General features: G+C 66.0%; 19 protein-coding genes and 1 pseudogene. 9 read left to right on the forward strand and 11 right to left on the reverse strand.

The window, feature by feature from the left end:
- Nucleotides 1–230 precede the first annotated feature (230 nt).
- The 6 genes from ACX9NE_RS06000 to ACX9NE_RS06025 all read left to right on the forward strand — a co-directional run bounded on the left by ACX9NE_RS06000 (nucleotide 231) and on the right by ACX9NE_RS06025 (nucleotide 8,984).
- Nucleotides 231–1,652 (forward strand): condensation domain-containing protein, encoded by a 1,422-nt coding sequence (locus tag ACX9NE_RS06000; RefSeq protein WP_459360718.1) that lies wholly within the window; start codon nucleotides 231–233, stop codon nucleotides 1,650–1,652.
- 91 nt (nucleotides 1,653–1,743) lie between these two features.
- A complete protein-coding gene (locus ACX9NE_RS06005) occupies nucleotides 1,744–4,740 on the forward strand; it encodes an MMPL/RND family transporter (RefSeq protein WP_459360717.1) in 2,997 nt (998 codons plus the stop codon).
- Between the two features lie 2 nt (nucleotides 4,741–4,742).
- Nucleotides 4,743–5,843 (forward strand): acyltransferase PE, encoded by a 1,101-nt coding sequence (gene pe / locus ACX9NE_RS06010; protein ID WP_459360716.1) that lies wholly within the window; start codon nucleotides 4,743–4,745, stop codon nucleotides 5,841–5,843.
- A gap of 63 nt (nucleotides 5,844–5,906) precedes the next feature.
- A complete protein-coding gene (locus ACX9NE_RS06015; RefSeq protein ID WP_459360715.1) occupies nucleotides 5,907–6,965 on the forward strand; it encodes an NAD(P)H-dependent amine dehydrogenase family protein in 1,059 nt (352 codons plus the stop codon).
- A 58-nt stretch (nucleotides 6,966–7,023) separates the two neighbouring features.
- Nucleotides 7,024–7,167, forward strand: coding sequence for a hypothetical protein (locus tag ACX9NE_RS06020; protein WP_459360714.1), 144 nt, complete (start codon nucleotides 7,024–7,026; stop codon nucleotides 7,165–7,167).
- Nucleotides 7,168–7,460: 293 nt separating this feature from the next.
- A complete protein-coding gene (locus tag ACX9NE_RS06025) occupies nucleotides 7,461–8,984 on the forward strand; it encodes a PecA family PE domain-processing aspartic protease (RefSeq protein WP_459360713.1) in 1,524 nt (507 codons plus the stop codon).
- Nucleotides 8,985–8,994: 10 nt separating this feature from the next.
- Here the strand turns inward: ACX9NE_RS06025 and ACX9NE_RS06030 are convergent, their stop codons facing one another.
- The 5 genes from ACX9NE_RS06030 to nadD all read right to left on the reverse strand — a co-directional run bounded on the left by ACX9NE_RS06030 (nucleotide 8,995) and on the right by nadD (nucleotide 12,398).
- The gene (locus ACX9NE_RS06030) at nucleotides 8,995–9,825 is read right to left on the reverse strand and encodes a DegV family protein (RefSeq protein ID WP_459360862.1); all 831 of its coding nucleotides are present in this window, start codon (nucleotides 9,823–9,825) and stop codon (nucleotides 8,995–8,997) included.
- A gap of 126 nt (nucleotides 9,826–9,951) precedes the next feature.
- Nucleotides 9,952–10,695 carry a diglucosylglycerate octanoyltransferase gene (octT, locus tag ACX9NE_RS06035; RefSeq protein WP_459360712.1) on the reverse strand — a complete coding sequence of 248 codons (744 nt, stop codon included), beginning with the start codon at nucleotides 10,693–10,695 and terminating at the stop codon, nucleotides 9,952–9,954.
- On the reverse strand, nucleotides 10,682–11,356 hold the full coding sequence (gpgP, locus tag ACX9NE_RS06040) for a glucosyl-3-phosphoglycerate phosphatase (protein WP_459360711.1): 675 nt from the start codon (nucleotides 11,354–11,356) through the stop codon (nucleotides 10,682–10,684). Before gpgP ends, octT begins: the two co-directional genes overlap by 14 nt.
- Nucleotides 11,353–11,736, reverse strand: coding sequence for a ribosome silencing factor (gene rsfS, locus ACX9NE_RS06045; protein ID WP_459360710.1), 384 nt, complete (start codon nucleotides 11,734–11,736; stop codon nucleotides 11,353–11,355). The genes gpgP and rsfS overlap by 4 nt, the downstream gene beginning before the upstream one ends.
- Nucleotides 11,733–12,398 carry a nicotinate-nucleotide adenylyltransferase gene (nadD, locus tag ACX9NE_RS06050; protein ID WP_459360709.1) on the reverse strand — a complete coding sequence of 222 codons (666 nt, stop codon included), beginning with the start codon at nucleotides 12,396–12,398 and terminating at the stop codon, nucleotides 11,733–11,735. The genes rsfS and nadD overlap by 4 nt, the downstream gene beginning before the upstream one ends.
- A gap of 349 nt (nucleotides 12,399–12,747) precedes the next feature.
- Between nadD and ACX9NE_RS06055 the strand changes: the two genes are divergently transcribed.
- Nucleotides 12,748–13,740 carry a class I SAM-dependent methyltransferase gene (locus ACX9NE_RS06055; protein WP_459360708.1) on the forward strand — a complete coding sequence of 331 codons (993 nt, stop codon included), beginning with the start codon at nucleotides 12,748–12,750 and terminating at the stop codon, nucleotides 13,738–13,740.
- Between the two features lie 74 nt (nucleotides 13,741–13,814).
- Here the strand turns inward: ACX9NE_RS06055 and ACX9NE_RS06060 are convergent, their stop codons facing one another.
- The 6 genes from ACX9NE_RS06060 to ACX9NE_RS06085 all read right to left on the reverse strand — a co-directional run bounded on the left by ACX9NE_RS06060 (nucleotide 13,815) and on the right by ACX9NE_RS06085 (nucleotide 21,577).
- Nucleotides 13,815–15,260 (reverse strand): vWA domain-containing protein, encoded by a 1,446-nt coding sequence (locus tag ACX9NE_RS06060; RefSeq protein ID WP_459360707.1) that lies wholly within the window; start codon nucleotides 15,258–15,260, stop codon nucleotides 13,815–13,817.
- Entirely contained in the window at nucleotides 15,260–16,135 is an 876-nt protein-coding gene (locus ACX9NE_RS06065; RefSeq protein WP_459360706.1) for an AAA family ATPase, read from the reverse strand. The genes ACX9NE_RS06060 and ACX9NE_RS06065 overlap by 1 nt, the downstream gene beginning before the upstream one ends.
- A gap of 24 nt (nucleotides 16,136–16,159) precedes the next feature.
- Nucleotides 16,160–17,440: a glutamate-5-semialdehyde dehydrogenase gene (locus tag ACX9NE_RS06070; protein WP_459360705.1), complete on the reverse strand. Its 1,281-nt coding sequence runs from the start codon at nucleotides 17,438–17,440 to the stop codon at nucleotides 16,160–16,162.
- Between the two features lie 19 nt (nucleotides 17,441–17,459).
- Complete coding sequence (locus ACX9NE_RS06075) at nucleotides 17,460–18,887, reverse strand: mechanosensitive ion channel family protein (protein ID WP_459360704.1); 1,428 nt, start codon at nucleotides 18,885–18,887, stop codon at nucleotides 17,460–17,462.
- Nucleotides 18,887–21,067, reverse strand: coding sequence for an adenylate/guanylate cyclase domain-containing protein (locus ACX9NE_RS06080; protein WP_459360703.1), 2,181 nt, complete (start codon nucleotides 21,065–21,067; stop codon nucleotides 18,887–18,889). The genes ACX9NE_RS06075 and ACX9NE_RS06080 overlap by 1 nt, the downstream gene beginning before the upstream one ends.
- 195 nt (nucleotides 21,068–21,262) lie before the next feature.
- The gene (locus ACX9NE_RS06085) at nucleotides 21,263–21,577 is read right to left on the reverse strand and encodes a hypothetical protein (RefSeq protein ID WP_459360702.1); all 315 of its coding nucleotides are present in this window, start codon (nucleotides 21,575–21,577) and stop codon (nucleotides 21,263–21,265) included.
- Between the two features lie 14 nt (nucleotides 21,578–21,591).
- Between ACX9NE_RS06085 and ACX9NE_RS06090 the strand changes: the two genes are divergently transcribed.
- A complete protein-coding gene (locus ACX9NE_RS06090; RefSeq protein WP_459360701.1) occupies nucleotides 21,592–22,467 on the forward strand; it encodes a ribokinase in 876 nt (291 codons plus the stop codon).
- Between the two features lie 221 nt (nucleotides 22,468–22,688).
- Nucleotides 22,689–24,064, forward strand: a pseudogene (locus ACX9NE_RS06095) (13E12 repeat family protein).
- Nucleotides 24,065–24,073: the final 9 nt, after the last annotated feature.

The following is a 24,073-nucleotide window of genomic DNA, read 5'->3' on the forward strand; positions in this document are numbered from 1 at the left end:
CTGCTTCGGCCGGCGATACTCGACCCCTCGAGCCGGCCCCCTTGGCCCCTGGCAGGGGCCGAAACGCTAAGTACCAAAGCTTAGGTCGCCCGCGCCCGCCCCAGCGCGCCACCGAGGCGGGCCCTGGCCGCGAATCGACGTATGCCTGCGACGGCGCTCACGAAAACAAGTTATCTTGAACCCGGGACCGGCGTGGCCGAACTGCCGCCGATCTACAGCAAGGGGGAATATTGCGAATCGGGAAAATCACGATCGGCTCGATCGATGACTGGGCGTTGCATCCCGGCTCCGTGACGTCCTGGCACCCGCCAATATCGGCCAGAGAAAATGCCCGGCAAGCGCCGGTGAGTTCGGTACCGGTCAGCTACATGCAAGCCCAGCATCTTCGCGGTTATCACGAGCGGACAAGTGCGGGCCTGGACTATTCACGACAAATCATAGCGACCTGTGAAGTGCCCGGACAGTGCGATATCCGCGCGATGAATTCCGCGCTCAACACTTACCTGCGCAGGCATGACACCTACCGCAGCTGGTTCGAGCACACCGGCGCCGGCGACTTCGTCAGACGCACCATCAGGAATCCCGCTGACGTGGAATTCACGCCGACCGATCACGGCCCGATGAGCCAGGCCGAAGTCCATGAGCATGTGGTCTCCATCCCGAGTCCGCTCGAGTGGGGTTGCTTCAGCTTCGGAATCATCCAGAGCGAAGACTCATTCACTTTTTATGCCAGCGTGGACCACGTCCACGGAGACGCGACCCTGATCGGCATCACGATGCTCGAATCACACGCCATGTACGCGGCGTTCACCTCGGGCGACGAGTCGCTCGCACTTCCCGATGCGGGCAGCTTCGACGACTATTGCGTCCGCGAGCGCTCCTACACCACAGCGTTGACACTGGACTCGCCGCAGGTGCGGACGTGGATCGACTTCGCCGAGAACAATGGCGGCACGCTGCCTGAATTTCCGCTTCCGCTCGGTAACCCCATGCAGCCGGGTGACAGTCACATGGTGACCGAAACGTTGATGGACGTGGCCCAGACTGCTCGGTTCGAGTCGGCCTGCACGGCAGCCGGGGCCCGCTTCGTCGGAGGCCTGTTCGCCTGCATCGCTCAGGTGGAACATGAATTCACCGGAGCCGCGACATACTTCGGCCTCACCCCCAGAGACGCACGCAGCAGTTCGGACAACTTCATGACCCAGGGCTGGTTCACCGGCCTGATCCCGATCACGGTCCCGATCGCCGCCGCTTCCTTCGGTGAGGCCGCCTGGGCCGCCCAGGCTTCGTTCGATGCCGGCCTGGACATGGCGAAGACGCCCTATTACCGGGTCCTGGAATTGGCGCCCTGGCTGAGCAAACCGCGCCCGAACTTTCCGGTGACCAACTTCCTGCACGGCGACGCCGCACCGCTCAATGCCGTACTCGCGGCCGCGGAGTTGGGTTACGCGAACAATATCGGGATCTACTCCGACGGACGGTATTCGTACCAACTCACCATTTATATATTCCGGTACGGCGAGGGCACGGTGATGGCCGTGATGTTTCCGGAGAACCCGGTCGCCCGAAAATCAATTGCCCGCTATATGACAGCAATGAAGTCGGTGTGCACCCGGGTCGCCGACAGCGGCCATTGGGGACGCGTTGCGTAGGGTGGACCCATTCGATGCTCGGTGATTATGAGAGCTCCATGAATATGCGGCGCCACGTGATTGCGCGGTTGGCCAGAACGCCGGAGTGGCCGTGCGACGGCTAGCCGACTTCGTGGTGCGGTGGCCGTGGATCGTGATCGGGCTGTGGGCCGTGATCGCGGTCGCGGCGCCGCTGACCTTGCCCCACCTGAACGAGATGGCGCAGCGGCATCCGCTGGCGATCCTGCCCAGCGATGCGCCGTCGGCCGTGGCGGCCCGGAACATGACCGAAGCGTTTCACGAGTCCAACTCCGAAGACCTGCTGCTGGTGGTCCTGACCGACGACGGTGGGCTCAAACCCGCCGACGAGGCCGCGTACCGCAAACTGGTGGACGCGCTGCGCCAGGATTCGCGGGATGTATTGATGCTGCAGGATTTCGCCGCCACGCCGGTCCTGCGCCCGGTGTTGACCAGCAAAGACCAGAAGGCCTGGGTGGTCCCGGTCGGGCTGGCCGGCGAGCTGGGCACGCCGCGGGCCCACGCCGCGTTCAACCGGGTCTCCGACGTCGTGGCGCACAGCCTGGCCGGGACACCGCTCAAGGCGGAACTCACCGGACCCGCGGCCACTGTCGCCGACCTGACCGCCGCGGGCGAACGGGATCGCATGCCGATCGAGATCGCCATCGCCGTGCTGGTGTTGCTCGTCCTGCTGGTGGTCTATCGCAATCCGGTCACCATGTTGTTGCCGTTGACCGCGATCGGATTGTCCCTGCTGATCGCGCAGGGCGCGGTAGCAGGTCTTTCCACGCTGAGCGGAATGGGCGTGTCCAACCAGTCGATCGTCTTTCTCAGCGCCATGGTCGCCGGCGCGGGGACCGATTATGCCGTCTTCCTCATCAGCCGGTATCACGACTATCTGCGACAGGGCGCCGACTTCGAGGAAGCGGTGCGGCGGGCGCTGTTCTCGATCGGAAAGGTCATCGCCGCCTCGGCCGCCACGGTCGGCATCACGTTCCTGGGCATCAGCTTCTCCCGGATGGGCGTGTTCTCCAGCGTGGGCGTGTCGTCAGCCATCGGGATCGGCGTCGCATTCCTCGCCGCGATCACGCTGCTGCCGGCCATCCTGGTCATCGCGGGCCCACGAGGCTGGGTCAGGCCGCGACGGGAGTTGACCGCCCGGATGTGGCGGCGTTCGGGCATTCGCATCGTGCGCCGGCCGAAGGCGCATCTGGTGGCCAGCCTGCTGGTGCTGGTGATTCTGGCGAGCTGCGCGGGCCTGGTGCGCTACAACTACGACGATCGCAAGGTGGTGCCGGCGTCGGCACCGAGTTCGATCGGATACGCAGCGCTGGAACGCCATTTCCCGGTCAACCAGTCCATTCCCGAGTACATCCTGGTCCAGTCGCCGCACGACCTGCGCACCCCACGGGCCCTGGCGGACTTGGAACAGATGGCCGAGCGGGTCAGTCAGCTGCCGAATATCGCGCTGGTCAGCGGCGTCACCCGGCCCACCGGATCGGTGCCCGATCAGCTGCGTGCCACGTACCAGGCCGGCGCGATCGGCGCCCGCCTCGGTGCGGCGTCCGACCTGATCAACCACCGGACCGAAGATCTCGACCGCCTGGTGGGCGGTGCCGATTCGCTGGCTGACAACCTCAGCGGAGTGCGTAGCCAGGTCAGCCAGATCGTCGCCAGCATCGAGGGTGTCACCGACATCATGACCTCGCTGAAAGGCCAATACGGCGGGGACACACTGGTCCGGGAGGTCGAAACCGCCGCCAAGCTGGTCAACAGCATCAACACGCTGGGCAATTCGCTCGGCCTGAACGTCTGGGCCGTCCGGGACATGTTCGCCTGGATCGGACCGGTGCTCGCGGCGCTGCAGGGCAACCCGGTGTGCAACGCCGACCCCTCCTGCACCGCCACCCGCGACCAGTTCGAGCGCCTGGTCAGCGCCCGCAACGACGGCAGTCTGGACCAGATCAACGATCTGGCCCGGCAATTGCAGACCATGCCGGACAGGCAGACCCTCAACGCGACTGTGGACCGCCTGCGGAGGGCCCTGGCCGCTGTCGTGAGGGTCATGCATTCGATGGGGCTCGATCAACCCGGCGGCATGCAGACGGGCATCAACAACGTTCAGCAGGGCGCCGACCGCGTCGCCAGCGGAAGCCGCCAGGTCGCGGACGGCGTGGCGGAACTCGTCGAGCGGGTCAGAGAACTCGGCGCCGGGCTCAGTGACGCGTCGGCATTCCTGCTGGCGATGAAACAGGATGCGGCAGATCCGTCCATGGCGGGATTCAACATTCCGCCCCAGCTGCTGCATCTGGACGAGTTCAAGAAGGCCGCCAAAATGTTCATCTCCCCCGATGGGCGCTCGGTGCGGTACCTGGTCCAGACCAAGCTCAATCCGTTCAGCGCCGAAGCGATGGATCAGGTCAACGCCATCACCGATGCCGCCCGGGGAGCCCAGCCGAACACCGCGCTGGCGGACGCCAAGATCTCGCTGGCGGGTTATCCGGTGACCTTGCGCGACACCCGCAACTACTACGAGCACGACATCCGTTTCATCATCGCCGTCACGCTCATCGTGGTGCTGCTGACCTTGATCGCGTTGCTGCGGGCCGTCGTCGCACCGTTGTATCTGGTGTGCTCCGTTGTGCTTTCGTATTTGTCCGCAGTCGGCATCGGTGTTCTGGTGTTCCAGGTGATGCTCGGCCAGCACCTGCACTGGAGCGTGCCGCCCCTGGCCTTCGTGGTGCTGGTCGCGGTGGGCGCCGACTACAACATGCTGCTCATCTCACGAATGCGGGACGAGTCACCGCGCAGCATGCGATACGGGATCATTCGCACGCTGACTTCGACCGGCGGTGTCATCACCGCCGCGGGTCTGATCTTCGCCGCGTCGGTGGCCGGTCTGCTGTTTTCCAGCATCGTTACCGTGGTCCAGGGCGGGTTCGTGATCGGTGTGGGAATCCTGTTGGACACCTTCCTCGTACGCACCATCACCGTGCCCGCGATGGCCGCGCTGGTGGGGCGCGCCAGCTGGTGGCCGGGCAGGCCCGGACAACCCAGCCGTGGCAGACTGAGCCCGAGAGGCGAGGAGTAAGAATGAAGAAGCTGCTCGCGGGACTGGCCATGGCCGCAACCCTCAGCGCCGCAACATGTTTGCACGCCGGCGTGGCGCACGCCGACGACCCCCCGGCCGATCCGTTGACCAACGAGATCGCCTATGCGCTGGGCGGCGCTCACGTTCTGGGAATTCCCTACGACGAGTACATCCGCCGCGAGGGTGCGGAGTGGCTGCCCACCCGGCACCGCCAGATCGTCGATTACCCCGCGGGGCAGGTTCAGGGGCATGTCCTGGGGCGCCTCTTTCCGGGCATCGGCCGGCTCGATGAGTACTTCCCGGGCCTGGGCGTGGACGGACCCAGCGTCGGCGAGTCCGTGAACGTCGGCGCGGACAACCTGGCGGCGGCGATCAGCCGAAGCGGTCCCGGCCAGGTGGTCGGCTTGTCCGAGGGCGCCCTCGTGCTCGACGCGCTGCAGGCCCGGCTCGCCTACGATCCGGCCGCCCCCGCACCGAATGAACTGGTGTTCAACACCTTTGGCGATCCAATCGCCCGCCACGCCTTCGGCCAGAGTTTCCTGACCGCGATGTTTCCGGTCGGCGGCGTCGTACCCGCCCTCGACTACCAGGTACCGCCTCCTGTCGAGAGCCAGTACGACACCCGGATGTTCGTGTCCGCCTACGACTCCATCGCCGACTTCCCCGACCGGCCGGACAATCTGATCTCGCTGGCCAACACCCTCGTGGGCCTCGCGACCGGCCACACCGCGGTGGCGTTCACCAATCCGAGCATGGTGCCACCGCAGAACATCCGGACGTCGGTGAATTCCCGGGGTGCGACGACGACGACGTATTTGATACCCGAGAGGCATCTGCCGCTGGTGTTGCCGTTCCAGTATCTGGGGGTACCGGAGCAGACGCTGAACGAACTCGACGCGGTGCTGTTGCCGATGGTCAACGCCGGTTACTCGCGCAATGACGATCCGCTCACCGCTCCGATCCAGGTGGACCCGGTTCGAGGTTATGACCCGGCGGCCGTCACCGCACCGGCGACGCAGGCCACGTTCGGCGGCGGCGCCGATCCGCTTTCGCAGATTCTGTCCGGTGCCACGGCGGTGCTCAACCAGGGCAACCACCCGTAACCCGGCGGGGACGGGCCGGGTGCACATAATGGGTCCGACCGCACCGGCGCAAAGGAGCACCCGATGACCACAACCGCCCCGCAGCGCCCCCTGCGCGTGATCCAGTGGACCACGGGGAACATCGGGCGCCGCTCGTTGCACGCCATCATCGGCCGGCCCGACATGGAGCTGGTCGGCGTCTACGCGCACGGGGCGGAGAAGGTCGGCGTCGACGCCGCCGAGCTGGCGGGCTGGCCGCAGCCCACCGGCGTACATGCCACCAACGACATCGATGCGCTGCTCGCCCTGGGCGCCGACGCGTGCTGCTATAACCCGTTGTGGCCCAATATCGATGAGCTGGAGCGCCTGCTGGAATCCGGGGTGAACGTGTGCACCAGCGCGGCGTGGATCACCGGCGGCAAGCTGACATCACGGGACCGCGAGCGCGTCATCGCGGCGTGCGAACGCGGCGGGTCGACCATCTTCGGCAGCGGCGCGCACCCGGGTATGACGAACATGGTCGGCATGGTGTTGTCGGCGTCCTGCGAACGCGTCGACGAAATTCGCATCACCGAGTCGGTCGACTGCTCGGCCTACGAGTCGGCGGGAACCCAGACGGCAATGGGCTTCTCGCAAGACCCCGACACCCCGGGACTGGCCGAGAGCGTGCGGCGGGAAAGCGAGGTGTTCGCCGAGTCGGCCGCGATGATGGCCGACGCTATCGGCGCCCGCCTGGATCGGATGACCTTCGACGTCACCTTCACCGCAGCCACCGGCGACACCGACCTGGGCTTCATGAAAATCCCGGCCGGGACCGTCGGGGGCGTCCACGGATACCACCGCGGCTGGCAGGGCGACCGCAATGTGGTCAGCGTCGGATTCAACTGGACCATGGGCGATCATGTTGTGCCGCCCAAGCCACTCGAGCACGGTCACGTGATCCAGGTGTTCGGCCTGCCCAACATGCGTACGGTGCTGCACTGCCTGCCGCCGAAGGACTGGACCGAACCCGGCTTCATGGGCCTGGGCATGATCTACACCGCGATGCCGGTCACCAACGCCGTTCCCGCCGTGGTCGCCGCCCGCCCGGGCATCGTGACGCTCGCCGATCTGCCGCCGGTCACCGGCAGGATCGCACCCTGACTTGGTCATCATGCACACGATCGGCGCCCGGGGAACGCTGGCGGCACTGAGGTTTAGCATGTCGGGCACGGCATTCGACGCACTGACCGGCCTGCTGCTTGACACCCCGACCGTGCGCACGCTGGCGATGCCGTCGATCGCGACGTTGCTGGGGGCGGTGGTTCCGGTGGCCGCGAAGAGTGCGTCCGCGCGGCTGCGATAATGTATCCGCTCCGGCGAAATCGTTGCCGCGATGAAATCCGCGAGGCGGCTGATCTTCGCCGACGCCGAAACTACGTACGTTCCTCGTCGGCGAACGGCGACAGTCACTCGTGCGCGCCGGTGATTCGACGCACCGTCCAGGCGCTGTGATGCGGGCCCGGCGGCAAAGCGGCAAGAGCAGCAGCACCGGGGTTATTGCGCCCCAACAAGCGAATTCTTGCTGCCCAGCAACGGCTCGGTGCTAGAGTTTCGACCACGCTGCGGTATACGCCGTGTGGTGCCTAGGGGGCTGATATGGCATTGGTGCTGGTATCCCCGGATGTGTTCGCATCAGCGACGACCGACCTCGAGAATCTGGGGTCGGCGGTGAAGTCGATCAATCTCTCCGCGGCGCTTCCCACCGGCGAGCTGGCGGCCGCAAGCGCCGATGAAGTCTCCCAGGCGATTGCCACCTTGTTTGCCGAGCACGGCCGGCAGTATCAGGCCGCGGCCGGGCAATTCACCACGTCCTACGAACAGTTCCTGACCAGGTTGCTGGAATCCGCGCGTGAATATGTGGCCGCGGAGATCGCCGTCACCCAGTATCTGGCCTCCACCGGGTCACACCTCGTCAACGACCCGGTCCTGCAAGTCACCGGGCGCCCGCTGTTCGGCGACGGCGCCAACGGCTATACGAACGCTCAAGGCGTGGGAACAGCGGGCAGGGCCGGCGGCTGGTTGTTCGGCAACGGCGGCACCGGCGGCGTCAGCGTGCGGTACGGCTTCGCGGGTGGTGCGGGCGGCCCCGGCGGTTTCCTGATCGGCAACGGCGGCACCGGTGGTCTCAACCTCTACGGCGGCATGCCCGGGGGTGCCGGCGGACCCGCCGGCCTGATCGGCGACGGCGGCACCGGCGGTGCCAGCGGACCCGGCGGCGTCGGCGGTGCCGGCGGCCGTGGCGGCCTGCTCGGACAGCCCGGTACCGCCGGAATCAGCACGGCCCTGGGGCCCAATCAGACGCTGATCCATCCAGGCGCATACGGCAGCCCGATCGTGAACATCTCGGTCGGCGGCGGTCCGAGTTTGCCTGTCACCGTCGACTCCGGCGCCACCGGTCTGGTGGTAACGCCGCCGTACGTCAACCTGGCGACTCTCGGACCGAAAGGCCCCTCAGGCCGCGTCAGCTACGGCGGCGCGCTTTTCGTCAACTACGACACGTACACGACGACCGTCAATTTGGGTAACGGAATCACCACCGCGCCAACCACTGTCGGCGTCGCAACGTCCGCGCACGACGCCACCGGCAACGTCATCGCACTTTCATCGATTCCTGTCTACCTGGGCGTGGGCCCCAACGACGGGTTTCCGTTCCACACCCCGGTGAACGCCGCCTTACCGACGAACATGAATCAGGGCGTGTTGATCAACCTGCCTCGCGGCATGCTGGAGTTCGGGCCCAACCCGCTGCCGCCCCTCGTCGAGATGGATGGGGCTCCGAAAACCGTTGTGCAAGTGCAGATCAACAACCAATTGCCGCAGACTGTCGGCGCGTTCATCGATTCCGGCGGAGAACTGGGCGCCGTACCCCAAGCGTTGGTGCCGGGCCTCTCGGTCGGCAACCACCTGCCGGCGGGAACGGTCATCACCGTCTCCACCATCAACGGGGTACCGCTCTACACACAGACCGTCACCACGGCGAACACTCCGTTCGTGGTGCCGTCAGCGACGGCGAACAACTACTACGTGTTCAATACCGGGTCTTATCCATTCTCACAACTGCCCATTTACGTCTGGAACAACGACGCGATAGGTACGACGGTCTTCGACCGACAGATCTGACGCGCCAAGGTCATTCGGCCAGTTGCAGGCAGACGGCCAGTGCCCCGTCGCCGACGTGCAGCGCGAGCACCGGACCCAACGGAGTCACGATCGCGGGTTCACACTGCGGTAGTCGGTCGGCCAGCGCGCCCGCCACCTCGCGCGCGCCATTGGGGTGGGCGACGTGATGGACCGCCAACGCCGCCTGGCGCTCCCCCACGGCCTCGCAGACCTGGTCCACCATCGCCGCAATTGCTCCTTTGGATGTTCGAACACGTTGTGCCAGAACAAGTTTACCGCCGTCAATGTGCAGCAGCGGTTTGAGCGCCAGCGCGGTGCCCAACCATGCCTTCGCGCCGCCGATGCGGCCGCTGCGACGCAGGTTGTCCAAGCGGTGCGCCACCATGTAGGCGTGGGTACGCTGAACCGCCGCCGCCGCGGTGCGCGCGACGGTGTCCACATCGGCTCCCTCTGCGGCGGCCCGGGCAGCGGTCAGCGCCACGAAACCGGTTCCCATCGCCGCGGATTGGGAATCGATCACCCGGACCGCGGGGCCGAACTCGGCGGCCGTCCGTTCGGCCGTGCGGTAGGTTCCCGACAGCCCGGACGAAAGATGAACCGCCACAACCCCATCGCCGGCGCTGTCCGTCAACGCCTGACGATAGGCGGCACACAGCTCGGCCGGGGAGGCGGCTGCGGTGGTGGCGTGGCGTTTGTGGACGTCGCCGGGAACGTCATCCACCCCGTCGCGCAGGTCAGCTCCGTCGAGCAGGATATGCAGCGGCACTTCGCGGATCGCCCACTTCTCGCGCAGTTCCGCCGGTAGGCGCGACGAGCTATCGGTAACGACGACGACGGTCAAGGCGCCGCTCTCCCCCGCTCGCGGGTAGTGCCCCCACCTCATCGCTTCGTCCCCCGCAAGCGGGTGAGGGCACCTCCCATTGGTGGGGGCATGCCCCCACAGCGTTGACGCCGGCGTGCGGCATCGTCAACGCGTTTTCTCGTGAGATACTCCGGCCTCGGCGAGTGCCTTCAGCATCAGCTCGGCGACGCACTGATGAGCTTCGAAGTTCCAATGGATGCCGTCCGGATTGCCGCGCCCGTTCATAATCTCCTCAGCGACAGCAGCTTTCAGATCGACCAACGGAATATCCTGTTGCTCGGCCCATTGCGTGATCGCCGCGACCGTACCTTCGCGCCCGTGGTGCGCCCTGCCATAGGTATCGGCGATGTGCACCGACGGCAACGACGCTACGACCGGGATACCAGGACGATTGAAATCGATGGCGCCGCGTGTTTTTTCGAGGTAATACGCGGTCAGTTGCGGGGGCAGTGCGGACCTGGCCACCGGTGACAGCCGGGGTTGCAGCCAGCCGTAGCCCTCCCGCACCCAGCGCCGCAACCACGGAGGGCGCACGTAGCGGATGAGCTCCCGCATCGCGGTGGGCCACACCGACGGCAACGAATCCATGCCGCTGGTGGCGAAGATCACGGCGCCCGCCTTCGGCAGCGCAGCCCACGCTCGTGGATCCTGGGTGGCCGCCCACCAGACGTCTCTACAGGTCCAGCCGATCCGGCCGATCAGCTCCACATCCCAACCCAGTTGAGCGCCAACAATGTTGGGCCAGATCCGCGGATCGTCGGAGGGCAGACCGCCGGTGGGCCCGTAGTAGGACAACGAGTCGGCGAAGATCAGCAGCGTCGGTTTGCCCGCGAACTCAGAGGACGTCATTGGACACCTGCGCCGAAGCGTTCCACACGTCCAGCCGCCAGCGGATCTCCTGAAAACTGGCGGCGTCATCCTCGGAATGACCGCTCAGTTGAACCCAACTGCAGTTGCCCATACCGCCCAGGATCGGCCAGTTGGCGACCGGGATCTTCAGCAGCGCGGCCGACAGCGCGGCGATCAGACCACCGTGAGCCACCAGCACGACCGGTCGCTCCGGCTCGCCCGCCCCGCCCCACTCCGGTGCGGCGGCAACCAGTTCGGCCACCACGGGCACGCTCCTGGCGGCCACGTCCACTCTGCTTTCGCCGCCGTGCGGTGCCCAGCCGGCGTTCTCCCGCCAGGCCAGCCGCGCGCCCGGTACCTCCGCGTCGATCTGGGTGTGCGTCATGCCCTGCCAATCACCCAGATGGGTCTCGCGCAACCGCGCATCCACGTGGACCGGCAGCCCCGTCTGCTCGCCCAGCCTGGTGGCCGTGTCGAACGCCCGCCGCAGATCCGAGGAGACGATCATCAGCGGCTGCAATTTGCCCAGCACCTCGGCGGCCGCGCCCGCCTGGGCGCGGCCCAGGTCGCTCAAATCCGTGTCGAGCTGACCCTGCATTCGGCTGCCGAGGTTGTAGTCGGTCTGCCCGTGCCTCAGCATCACCAGGCGGCGCGCTCTCATCGTGTCGTCCCGTCACGCCGGTCCGCGAGTTCGACGGGCACCACGGGGCAGTCGCTCCACAACCGGTCCAGCGCGTAGAAATTCCGGTCGTCCTGGTGCTGGATGTGCACCACGATGTCGCGATAGTCCAGCAGTGTCCAGCGACCTTCGCGTGCGCCCTCCCGGCGAGCGGGCTTGTAGCCGGCCTGACGCATCTTCTCCTCGACCTCATCGACGATGGCGTTGACCTGCCGCTCGTTGGATGCCGAGGCGATGACGAAGCAGTCGGTGATGACGAGTTGGCCGGAGACGTCGATGACGAGCACGTCGTCGGCCAATTTCGATGCCGCCGCGGCCGCGGCCACCGCGGCCATGTCGATCGCTTCCTGATTTGCGCTCATGTGTTGTTCCTGGCGCCCACGCTCGGGGCGGCCTGGTTCTCGCTCCTCTCGGGGGTGCGGTAGAGGTGTCGTTTGGAGACGTACTGCACGACGCCGTCTGGCATCAGGTACCACAGTGGCCTGCGATTCTGTGCGCGCTGTCGGCAGTCGGTCGAGGAGATGGCCAGCGCGGGGATCTCCACCAGCGTCAACGCGTCCTGCGGCAACTCGCCGAGTACGTCGGTGATATGGTCGTGCCTCAACTCATAGCCCGGGCGGCTGACACCTATGAAACGCGCCAGCTCGAACATTTCTTCCCAGCCATGCCAGGTCAGGATGGATGCCAGAGCGTCGGCACCGGTGATGAAGTACAGCTCGGAGTCCGCGTTGAGACTCTGCAGGTCCCGCAGCGTGTCCCTGGTGTACGTGGGGCCACCGCGATCGACGTCGACCCGGCTGACCGAAAAGCGGGGATTGGACGCGGTAGCGATGACGGTCATCAGATACCGGTCCTCGGCGGGCGACACCTGCCGGTCCTTCTGCCAGGGCTGGCCGCTGGGCACGAACACGACTTCGTCGAGGGCGAACTTGTGCGCGACTTCGCTGGCTGCCACCAGGTGGCCGTAATGGATGGGATCGAACGTCCCGCCCATCACCCCCAGCCTGCGCACCCGCGTTTGCATGGTTCGCCAGCTTACTTGACCAGCGAAAACGGTATCTCCCAGGTTCGCGCAACGCCCGCTTGAACGTAAACGGACCCATGATCAATTGTCCGGCAATCGGACGCCACGGGTCACATACAAGCTCGCGAATCCTCCATCGCACACGGGTGAGCGAACGCCTCGAACCCGTCTAAACCGCCGGTTCGCGCCGCGCAACGATGTGGCCTCGTCCGGCCGGTCCAGAAAATGAATTGAAGTCTTTTTGGCTTCTTTTCCCCATAGCCACATGCCGAAGCCGAAGATCCTGTAGAAGGGTCCTGTGGAGGGTTCGCTGCCGGCAATAGACCAGACTCAAGAGTGGAAAGACGCCATGAAGCGGCGCTTTTACAGCCGTTCCGTGGTTACCGGCGAAATATCGCTGCCGGCGGTGCCGAGCATGCTCGACGAGTACGTCGAGATGTGCAGCCGCATATTCGCGGGAGTAGGGCGGCAGTTCAATGACGAGGAACTCGCGCACCTGCGCAGCGTCCTGCAGAGTCAGCTGGCCGAGGCCTTCTCCATCTCGCAGCGTTCGAACGTTGTCATCACCTACAACGCTCCGGTAGGGCCCACACTGCACTACCAGGTCAACGCGCGGTGGTTCACCGTCGCCGAGGCTTACGACAACTGGGTCGCCACCCGGGAGCCACCGCTGTTCGGGACCGAACCGGACGCTCGGGTGTGCGCGCTGGCCGGCGAGGCCATCGATCCCCGCTCGTTTCGGATTCTCGACATCGGAGCCGGCACCGGGCGCAATGCCTTGCCGCTGGCACGACGTGGACATCCGGTCGACGTGGTAGAGCTCACGCCTAAATTCGCCGAGATCATCCGCTCGCAGGCCCGTCAGGAAGGTCTCGACGTGCGGATCATCGTGCGCAATGTCTTCGAAACCACGGAGGACCTGCGCCAGGACTACCAGCTGATTTTACTCTCGGAAGTCCTACCCGACTTTCGGACGACCCGCCAGCTGCGGAACATGTTCGAGCTCGCCGCGCAGTGCCTGGCCTCCGGAGCGAAGTTGGTGTTCAACACCTTCCTGACGCGCGACGGCTACGAGCTCGATGACGCAGCGCGCGAATTCGCGCAGCACACGTACACCGCCACGTTCACGCGAAAGGAAATGTCCGCCGCGGCGGAAGGACTGCCGCTGGAGCTCGTCGCGGACGACTCGGTCTATGACTACGAGAAGGCGCACCTACCGGCCGAATCGTGGCCACCCACCAGCTGGTACGAAAACTGGGCCCAAGGTCTCGATGCCTTCCCTGTCGAACGCGAAAAGAGCCCGATCGATTTGCGCTGGCTGGTCTTTCGCAAGACCCACTGAAGCTCGGCGAGCAGACGCAAAGTCGCACGAATCGCGGGCGATTTGTGCGACTTTGCGTCTGCTCGGCGAGGGAGTTACACCGGCAGCAGCGCGTCGATGACCGTGGCCAGCTGTTTGGCCGAGCGGCATTCATGCATCGTGATGACTTCCTCATATCGAGGCACCGCGGAATCCCCGCTGCCCCACAAATGTCGGGGCTCCGGGTTGAGCCAGTGTGCATGCCGGGAGGCGTTCACCATGTCGGCGAGCACATCGACGGCCGGGTTGCGGTAATTGGTGCGGCCGTCACCCAGCACCAGCAGGGAGCTACGCGGCGACAGCACATTCGGATTCGCTTGCACGAACGAGACGAACGCGTTGCCGTAGTCGGAGTGTCCGTCGCGGGCGTACACTCCGGCTTCCCGGGTGATCCGCTGGATTGCCACCGCCAGGTCGGCCTCGGGCCCGAACATGTGCGTCACCTCGTCAGTGGTGTCGATGAAGGCGAACACCCGCACCCGCGAGAATTGCTGGCGCAGAGCGTGAACGAGCAACAAAGTGAAGTGACTGAACCCGGCGACCGAACCCGACACGTCGCATAGCACCACCAACTCCGGGCGGGCCGGACGGGGCTTCTTCAACACCACATCGATCGGCACGCCCCCGGTGGACATCGACTTGCGCAGCGTCTTGCGCAGGTCGATCGACCCCGCCCGGGACCGACGGCGCCGCGCCGCCAGCCGGGTGGCCAGGGTGCGTGCCAGGGGTGCCACCACGCGGCGCATCTGCCGTAGCTGGTCGCCGGATGCACGCAAGAACTCGACGTTCTCGGAAAGTTTCGGGATACCGTACATCTGAACGTGTTCGCGTCCCAGCTGTTCGGCCGTGCGCCGCTTGGTCTCCGCGTCCACCATCCTCCGCAGCTGCGAAATCTTCTGCGCCGCAATGGCTTTAGCGATCTGTTCCTGGCTGGGCGAAGGCTCGTCGCCGTACGGCGCGAGCAGGCCCGCCAACAGTTTGCCTTCCAGTTCGTCCAGCGCCATGGCCTTGAGCGCCTGATACGACGAGAACGACGGGCCGCGGCTGGAGTTGTACTTGCCGTAGGCCTCCACGATCCGGGCGATCATCCGCACCAGCCGCTCATCCATGTCGGCGAGGTCCGGGTTGTCGGCCAGCAGGTCCAGCAGCATCTGCCGCATCGCCTCGACATCGTCGGGCGGCAACCCGTCAGGATCGGCCTCGCCTTCTTCGGTGTCCGACACCGCCACGCGAGCCCCCAGCGCCGCCGGGAACCACAGGTCGAACATCGCATCGTAGGTGTCGCGGTGATCGGGGCGGCGCAGCACCGCGCAGGCCAGACCCTCCCGCAGCACCGTCCGGTCCTCCAGGCCCAGCGTGGCCATCACCCGGCCGGCGTCCACCGTCTCCGACGGCCCCACCGAAATCCCACTTGCGCGAAGGGCTTCCACGAACCCCACGAGATGCCCGGGCAACCCGTGCGGGGCCAGCGGCCGCGAGGGACGGATGCGCCGGGTGGCCATCAGTTCAGCCTCAACTCGCCGGTCGCACGTTGCTGATCGGACTGATGTTTGAGGACCACGCCGAGTGTGGCGGCGACAACGGCGTCGTCGATGGTGTCCATGCCGAGCGCCAGCAGGGTGCGTCCCCAATCGATGGTCTCGGCGATGGACGGCACCTTCTTGAGTTGCATCCCGCGCAGCACGCCGATGATGCGCACCAACTCCTCGGCCAGATGCTCGGGCAGTTCGGGGACCCGAGACAGCAGAATGCGGCGCTCGAGCTCCGGACTCGGGAAGTCGATGTGCAGGAACAGGCAGCGGCGTTTGAGCGCCTCGGACAATTCCCGCGTCGCGTTGGAGGTCAACACCACCAGCGGGGTACGGGTTGCGGTGATGGTGCCAAGTTCGGGCACGGTCACCGCGAAGTCGGAGAGCACCTCCAGCAGCAGGCCCTCGATCTCGATGTCCGCCTTGTCGGTTTCGTCGATCAACAGCACGGTGGGTTCGGTGCGCCGGATCGCGGTGAGCAGGGGACGCTGCAGCAGGAACTCCTCACTGAACACGTCATCCTTGGTGGACTCCCAGTCCCCCGATCCGGCCTGAATACGCAGGATCTGCTTGGCGTGGTTCCACTCGTAGAGTGCGCGCGCCTCGTCGACACCCTCGTAGCACTGCAACCGGACCAGGCCCGAGCCGGTGGCCTGGGCGACGGCGCGGGCGAGTTCGGTCTTACCGACGCCCGCGGGTCCTTCCACCAGCAACGGCTTGCCGAGCCGGTCGGCGAGGAAGACCGCGGTGGCCGTGGCGGTGTCGGGCAGGTAGCCGGTCTCGGCAAGCCGGCGCGACACGTCGGCGATGTCGGCGAACAACGGCGCGGGCCGTGCGGGCACGCTCATGGGAGAGCTCCTTCAGTCGAGGCGTCAGGCCGGGCGGGTGTGGCCGGTAACGGGCGAGCCCCACACGATCCACTTGGTCGAAGTGAGTTCCGGCAGTCCCATCGGGCCCCGGGCGTGCAGTTTCTGGGTGGAGATTCCGATCTCGGCGCCGAAGCCGAACTGCTCGCCGTCGGTGAACGCGGTGGATGCGTTGACCATCACCGCCGCAGCATCAACTTGTTCGGTAAAGCGTTGGGCCGCTGCGAGATTCGTTGTCACGATGGCTTCGGTGTGACCGGTGCCGTACTCGTTGATATGCGCGACGGCGGCGTCCACTCCGTCCACCACCGCGACCGCGATGTCCATCGCCAGGTACTCGCGGCGCAGGTCGTCCTCGCCAGGGTCCAGGTGCACGGTGACACCGGCCTGCTCCAGCGCGTTCAACAGCCGCGGCATCGCTTCCCCGGCGATCGCCGCATCGACCAGCAGGGTCTCGGCGGCGTTGCACACGCTGGGCCGCCGGGTCTTGGAGTTCAGCAGGATCCGCTCGGCAACGTCCAGGTCGGCGGCTTCGTGCACGTAGACGTGGCAGTTACCGACACCGGTCTCGATGGTCGGTATCTGCGCGTCGCGCACCACCGCGTCGATCAACCCCGCTCCGCCGCGCGGTATCGCCACGTCCACCAGGCCGCGGGCCTGGATCAGGTGAGTAACGGTGGAGCGGTCGGCCGAGGACAGCAACTGAACGGCGTCGGCGGGCAGATCCTGACTCGTCAGAGCCCCGCGCAGCACCGTCACCAGCGCCTCATTGGACTTGGCCGCCGAGGAGCTGCCCCGCAGCAGCGCGGCGTTGCCCGACTTGAGCGTCAGCCCGAACGCGTCGACGGTGACGTTGGGACGGCCCTCGTAAATCATTCCCACCACGCCGAGCGGAACACGCTGTTGGCGCAGCTGCAGTCCGTTGGGCAGGGTGGAGCCGCGCAGCACCTCTCCGACCGGGTCGGGCAGGCCGGCGACCTGCCGCAGGCCGGCCGCGATGCCGTCGACGCGCTGCGGGTTCAGTGCCAACCGGTCGAGCATGGCCGCCGGTGTGCCGGCGGTCCGTGCCGCGTCCAGGTCTTCGGCGTTGGCGGCCAGTATGTGGTCGGCATGGGCCAGCAGTGCGTCGGCGGCGGCATGCAGCGCGCGGTCTTTGACCACCGTCGGGATCGAGGCCAGGATCCGGGCGGCGACACGGGCGCGGCGGGCCGCCTCGTGCACCTCTTGACGCAGATCGGGGCTCTGCTGCTCGGTAGCGCCGCCGCGGGCCGGTGCTTGCAGACTCATCAGCCCAGGGTATCGGGCTTTAGCCGGCCTGGCGCGACCGCGTCGTCGCACCGACGCGCTCACGACGGGTCAGTCGTGCCTTGTTCTGCCGCTCGTCGATCAACCGGCCCAGATCCTGCAACAGCGTGGGCTTGTCCATCACGATCTTCTCGAGGTGCTCGCGATCGATCTCGAGGGCGGTCACTTCTTCGAGGGCATGGGCACCGGCCACGTTCGGTTGCCGGGTCAGCGCCGTGATGCCGATGAACGAGCCTTCTTTGAGGGTGTCGAACGGAACGATGGCCCCGTCGTGGTCCGTCACGGTCAGCTGCACCCTGCCGGCCACGATGAACGTCATCGCGGTAGGCACCGACCCGGCATACTGCACGACCTCCTCGGCGCCGTAACGAACGATCTTGGCGTACGGAGCGAGGAACTGCTGGTCGGCGAGGGTCAGTCGCAGCTCACTTGCGACCACTGTGCGCAACGCCTTCATCACGCGTTCGGGCGTCGAGAAGTCGTCGGTTTCGCCGTCCAGGTGCAGTTCGCACCGGCGCGCGGCGTACCAGATCCAACGCACGAACGTCGACTGCGTGGCGCCCTCGTCGGCCGGCGAGTTGACCCTGATCGTAGTGCGGTACTCACCACCGCCCAGGGCGACCGATGTCGGCGTGGTCCCAGGCTTGACCAACGGAAGTGCGCTGGCCACCTGGGTCAGCATGGTGCATACCCGGTCCGGCGGATCCGCCGTGGCGAAGGTGGTGGTGATCGAGACCTTGTGCGGACCGGGCGGCCGGCTGAGATTCGTGAACGCCGTGGTCGCCAACATCGAGTTCGGCATGATCCGCAATCCACTGCCGGTTTGGATGTGCACGGCCCGCCAATTCACTTCGATGACCCTCCCCCGGGCCGTCTGCGTGTCCAGCCAGTCGTTGATCCGGAACGGCTGCTCGAAGAGCATGAACAGGCCCGACACGATCTGACCGACGGAATTCTGCAGCATCAGGCCGATGACCACCGAGGTAATGCCCAGTGCGGTGAACACGCCGCCGACGCGTACACCCCAGATATAAGAAAGGATGACGGCTAGCCCGACTCCGATCAGCCCGAAGCGGCCGACATCGAGAAAGATCGCCGGGAGCCTCTTTCGCCAGCTGTCTTCGGGGGCGCCCTCGAAGACGGTCGCGTTGAGCCCGGACAACAGCAGCTCCAGCACCAGGAAGCCGAACAAGGTGGTGAGGATGCGGACCGGCACCTCCCCTGCCGGAATCTGCGAGGCTTTCACCAGCAGCACCAACAGCGCCCCCAGGGGCAACAACCAGTTGCGCAGCACACTTACCTGCCGGATCAGCCGGCTGCCCCTGCGGGTGAGGACGTGGTGCAGTTCGGTGAGCAGGATCAAGCCGATCGGGAAGCCGATCGCTACACCGATTGCCCAGTAGAACCACTCCGAACGAAAGACGTTCATTACCGCTCAACCAACCGGTAGATGGTCTGCTCGACGCCGCCGACCGAAATCGTGCCGGCCGGCGTGAACTGACGGGTGTCGCGCATCGCCTCGTACACCTGCGACGCGACATAGATACCCGGTTGCGGTGCACCACTGTGCATCTGGTACGCCAGACTGACCGCGGCGCCCCACATGTCGAAGACGAGTCCGGATTTGCCCACCAGTCCACTGACGACGTTTCCGGTGTTGATGCCGATCCGGAGAGCCAGCACGTGGCGGCTCTGGTTGTTGAAACGCTCGATGATGCGCCGCATTTCGAGCGCGAATTCGACGCTGCGATGAACGCTGTCCAGTCGCGGCGTGACCACCCCGCAGCTGGCGAGGTACCCGTTGTGGAAGGTGCGGATCCGTTCGACGCCAAGGGCTTCGGCCGCCGAATCGAATTGGCGGAACAGGTCGTCGACGATGCCGACCAGTTCATCGCCTGGAACTTGGTTCGAGATCTCGTCCAGCCCCACCATGTCGGCGTAGATGATGGCGACGTCCTGATGTTGCTGCGCGATGGTGGCCTCGCCCCCGCGGTAGCGCTGGACGACCGACTCCGGCATGAGCGCCAGCAGCAGGCGATCATTCTCCCTGCGCTGCTCGTTGAGCAGTTCTTCCTTGATCGCCAGATTCCGGCTCATCTCGTTGAAAGCACCAGTGAGATCGCCGATTTCGTCACGCGAGGTGATGGGAATGTTGACCTCGTAGTCGCCGGAGCTGATCTTCTGCGCGCCCGTTTCCAGACGCCGCAGCGGCCGCACCGCCGCCTGGGCGATGAGCATGGATGCCACGCAGACGGCGAAGATCATCGCTGCGACGGCCACCGCGAGGGTCTTGCTGAACCTACCCAGCCGCGCGAAGGCGTCGGAGTCGTCTCGAGTCGCCAGGATCGACCATTGCAGGTCGGAGTTCGGCACATTCAGTGGGGCGTAGGCCTCCAGTTCTTTGTTGCCCGTGTAATCGGTGCCGATGGTCACCCCGGTCTCGCCGCGCTGCGCGGCATGAAGGCCGGCGCTGCGAATAGGTTGGACCAGGGTCGTGCCACCCAGCCTCAGAGCCCGATCCGCGACATCGGGAGCCGTCCCGGCGGCAATCACCTCGCGTCGATATTCTTTCGGGTCTTCCAGGAAGAGCCGCGAATCAGAGCGCATCAAACCGTCCGGGCCGGCCAGATACGTTTCGGTGGCCGCGCCCATGCCGGCGGCTTGCCATTGTCTATTGGCGGTCATGATGTAGTTGATCTTGGCGATCGGAACCGGCAGCGCCATCACGCCGTCGAATCTGCCGTCCAGGCCGACGGGCGAAACAACCCAGGCCGTCGGCACGTCGAGCTGCGGCTGATAGGGTTCGAAGTCGGTGATCCAGACGAATTCAACGTCGTTGGAGCGCAACGCTTTCAAGTACGCCTGACGCAGATTCGATTCGCGGTAGGGACCGACCAGAATGTTGGTGCCCAGGTCGGGTCCCTTGTCCACCGAGTAGACGACGTTGCCATCCATGTCGAAGAGCAGCGCGTCCCGGTAGTTGAAACGGGTGACGATACTGCGCATATAGAAATCGAAGCGGGCATTGGCAGCCGACCAGGCGCTGCCGTCACCGGCGTCCACCGGTGGATCTGTGTTCGGTCTGGTCACCGCGGTGTAGTTGGCCTGCAGGTATCTCTCGGCGCTGGTTTTCGGCAGCACCGCATTCAGATCGAGCTCTTCGCCGGTCACCCGCTGAATGGGCTTGATCATCTCGTTTTCGTAATAGTTCGCCAGCGCCTGCTGCTGGGGACCGGTGATCGTCGCAGTGTTCAACTGATTGAAGCCGGCCGACAGGGCGATCACCGCCTGATCGACGCTGAATCCGCCGCTGTAAACGATCAGCGAATTCGTCACCTCGCGGAACAACGCCTCGATCTGCCGCTTCTGTGACTCGCGCAACTCGATCAGTCGCTCCGACTCGACTTCACGCAGCGCGTTGCGCCCGGAAATGGCACCGATGAAGCCGATGACAGCCACCGAAAGGATGCTCGACAGCAGCAGCGCCACCAGGATCTTCGACTGAATGCTGATCCGGAACCGGATGCTCGGCAGAAGCCTACGGACGCGCCTTTTGCCCGGAGGAGTTTCAGCCTCCGGGTCCGACTCTGTTGGCTCACCCGACGTCAATCGGCTTCCCTTCTGCCACCGGTCTGTCACGGGTCCCCGATCACGGTGAGACTAGCTCCCCGATTGGGTGATATCGGCGTTTTGGGAAAAAGTGACGCCGCCGCGTATCCGGGATTTGACCGTATGGTGATGCCTTCAATCAGTGGCTGACGCGCTCCCAATCCACGACGAACCGGTGCACCGGGCCTGAAGGATCTACGGCACAAGGAACTTCGAGGTCGACCGCGAGGTAGGGCACGTGGCCTCCTGGTATCGATTGGGCGCTTCGGCCGATGATCGGTGCCAGGTGGGGGACGCGAAGCTCATCTCGACGACGTACTGCGGGGCGTCGAGAAGTTCCGGCATGGCCGTCGCCTCTCTGCCCAAGCCTCGCAACATAATTCCGGTCGCGGCGAAGGACCAGAGCACACCCTGCACCCGCTGACCGGATGCGAGCAGTTGCGCCGCCGACGCGCAGCACCCCGGCGCGCCGCCATGCTGTTGCTTGCGCTCGCGGTACTCGGCCGGCATCTACTGTCGATGACATGTCCACCCGGGTTTGCGTGGTAGGCAGCATCAACTGGGACCTGACGCTGGAGGTCGCCGATCTGCCGCGTCCGGGTGAGACGGTGCTGGCGTCATCGTTGACGTACGCACCCGGCGGTAAGGGCGGCAATCAGGCGGTGGCGGCAGCACGTGCCGGCGCCCAGGTGCAGTTCGTCGGAGCGGTCGGTGACGACTCGGCCGGTGACCAGTTGCTGGCTCACCTGCGGGCTGCCGGCGTCGGAGTGGATGCCACCGTTCGTCGGCACGGCCCCAGCGGGACAGCGGTCATCGTTGTCGACGTCGGCGGCGAGAACACCGTCGTGGTGGCCCCCGGTGCCAACGGCGCGCTATCGGTGTCTGCGTCGTCGGTAGCGGACTGCGACGTGATGTTGACCCAGTTGGAGATTCCGTTGCCCGCGGCGTTAGCGGCGGCCCGGCACGCCCGGTCCGCCGGAGCTGTCGTAATGGTCAACGCGTCGCCCGCGTTGCAGGGCGATGACGCCTTGGCCGAACTCGCCGGCGTCGCTGACGTGGTGATCGTGAACGAACATGAGGCTGTCTTCTGGCCCTGGCGCCCCGCGCATTTGGCGATCACCCTAGGGGCGCGCGGCGCCCGGTACCTGGGCGCCGACGGCGAGTTCGAGGTGCCCGCCCCCGCCGTGACAGCGGTGGACACCACCGGAGCCGGTGACGTCTTCGCGGGGGTCCTGGCCGCGAGCTGGCCCGCTCGATCGGGGTCCGCCGACTGCCGGCGTGCGGCGTTGCGGCGGGCCTGCGTGGCCGGCGCGCTGGCGACGCTGGTGCGCGGAGCCGGTAACTGCGCGCCGGACGCGGTCGCTATCGACGACGCGGTCTCGGGTCCATCTCGCGATTGACGCGGTCGGAGCGGACCTGCCCGCGGAACGCGGAAATTGCCTTTGCTATCGGCTGCGGTTCGATTTGCCGTTCCGCCGCCAGGGTCAGACGCCCCGCGGTTCGCTCAGTAACGCGAGCAAGGTCGTGCTCGGCTGCGGAGTGTGATATAGCCGTTGATATCAACAGGTTTCGATTCCGCGGCGGGCCGGCCTTGTCAGTGCTCCTTCGTAGAATTTGGGGTATGGCCGTCAGTTCGCGTGAGGAGATCGTGGCGGTCTTCGATGCCCTCGATGCGGTGGCGGAGCGGTTGGGTGCGTTGAGTTTTGATGTGTTCACCACGCGGGAGTGGATGCGGGCGTTGGAGCGGTTGGAGACCGTGCAGCGCCGGTTACGCACCCCGCGGCATGGGTTGATCAACCAGTTGGCCGCCCAGTCCTGCGAGGAAGAACTCGGCGGCAAACTCGGTGCGGCGCTGGCCGAGCGGCTGCGGATCACCAAAGCCGACGCCAACCGGCGCATCGCCGAAGCCGGGGAACCTGGGCCCGCGCCGGGCACTCACCGGGGAAGTGTTGGCGCCGTTGTTGACCGCCACCGCCGCCGCCCAACACGCGGGCCGCATCGGCGACGCGCACGTGACGGTGATCCGCGACTTCCTCGCCCACCTACCCACCAGCGTGGACCCGGGCACCCGCGAGGCCGCCGAAAAAGATTTGGCCGCCAAGGCCTGCGACTTTCGCCCCGAACAGGTAGCCACGTACGCCCACGAGGTGATGGCGTTGCTGCACCCCGACGGCGACTACACCGAGCAGCAACGCGCCCGCCAACGCGCCCTGGCGATGGGCACCCAGGACTACGACGGCATGTCACGCATCACCGGGCTGATCACCCCCGAACTGCGCGCCCTGATCGAAGCCGCCTGGGCGAAACTGGCCGCCCCCGGAGCGTGCAACCCTAAGGACGAGAAGCCGGTCATCGACGGCACCCCCGATGAGCAGACCGCCCGCCGCGACACCCGCAGCCAACCCCAACGCCAGCACGACGCGCTGCTCACCGCCATCCGGGAACTGCTCGCCGCCGGCACCCTGGGCACCCACCACGGCCTACCCGTCAGCGTCATCGTCACCACCACCCTGCAGGACCTCGAGGACGGCGCCGGGCGGGCCCGCACCGGCGGCGGCACCCGCATCCCGCTACCGACACTGATCCGCTGGGCCGCCCGAGCCCACCACTATCTAGCGGTCTTCGACGGCGCCAAACCGTTGGCGCTATTTCACCCCCACCGCTTCGCCAACCGGGCGCAGCGAATGATGCTGCTGGCCAAAGACGGGGGCTGCACCCGACCCGGCTGCGACACCCCGGCCTATCACTCCCAGGCCCACCACGTCTCCGGGTGGACCACCACCCACTACACCGACATCGCCGACCTCACATCTGCTTTTGGGGGCCTACGGCCCCGATAACCGCCTCGCCGAAAAAGGCTGGACCACCCGCACCAACACCCACGGCCACACCGAATGGCTCCCACCGCCGCACTTGGATCACGGCCAACCGCGAATCAATACCTTCCACCACCCCGAAAAGCTGCTCGCACCCGACGACGACGACGAACCCGATTGACGTCGGGAC

Source organism: Mycobacterium sp. ML4, from assembly GCF_054515735.1.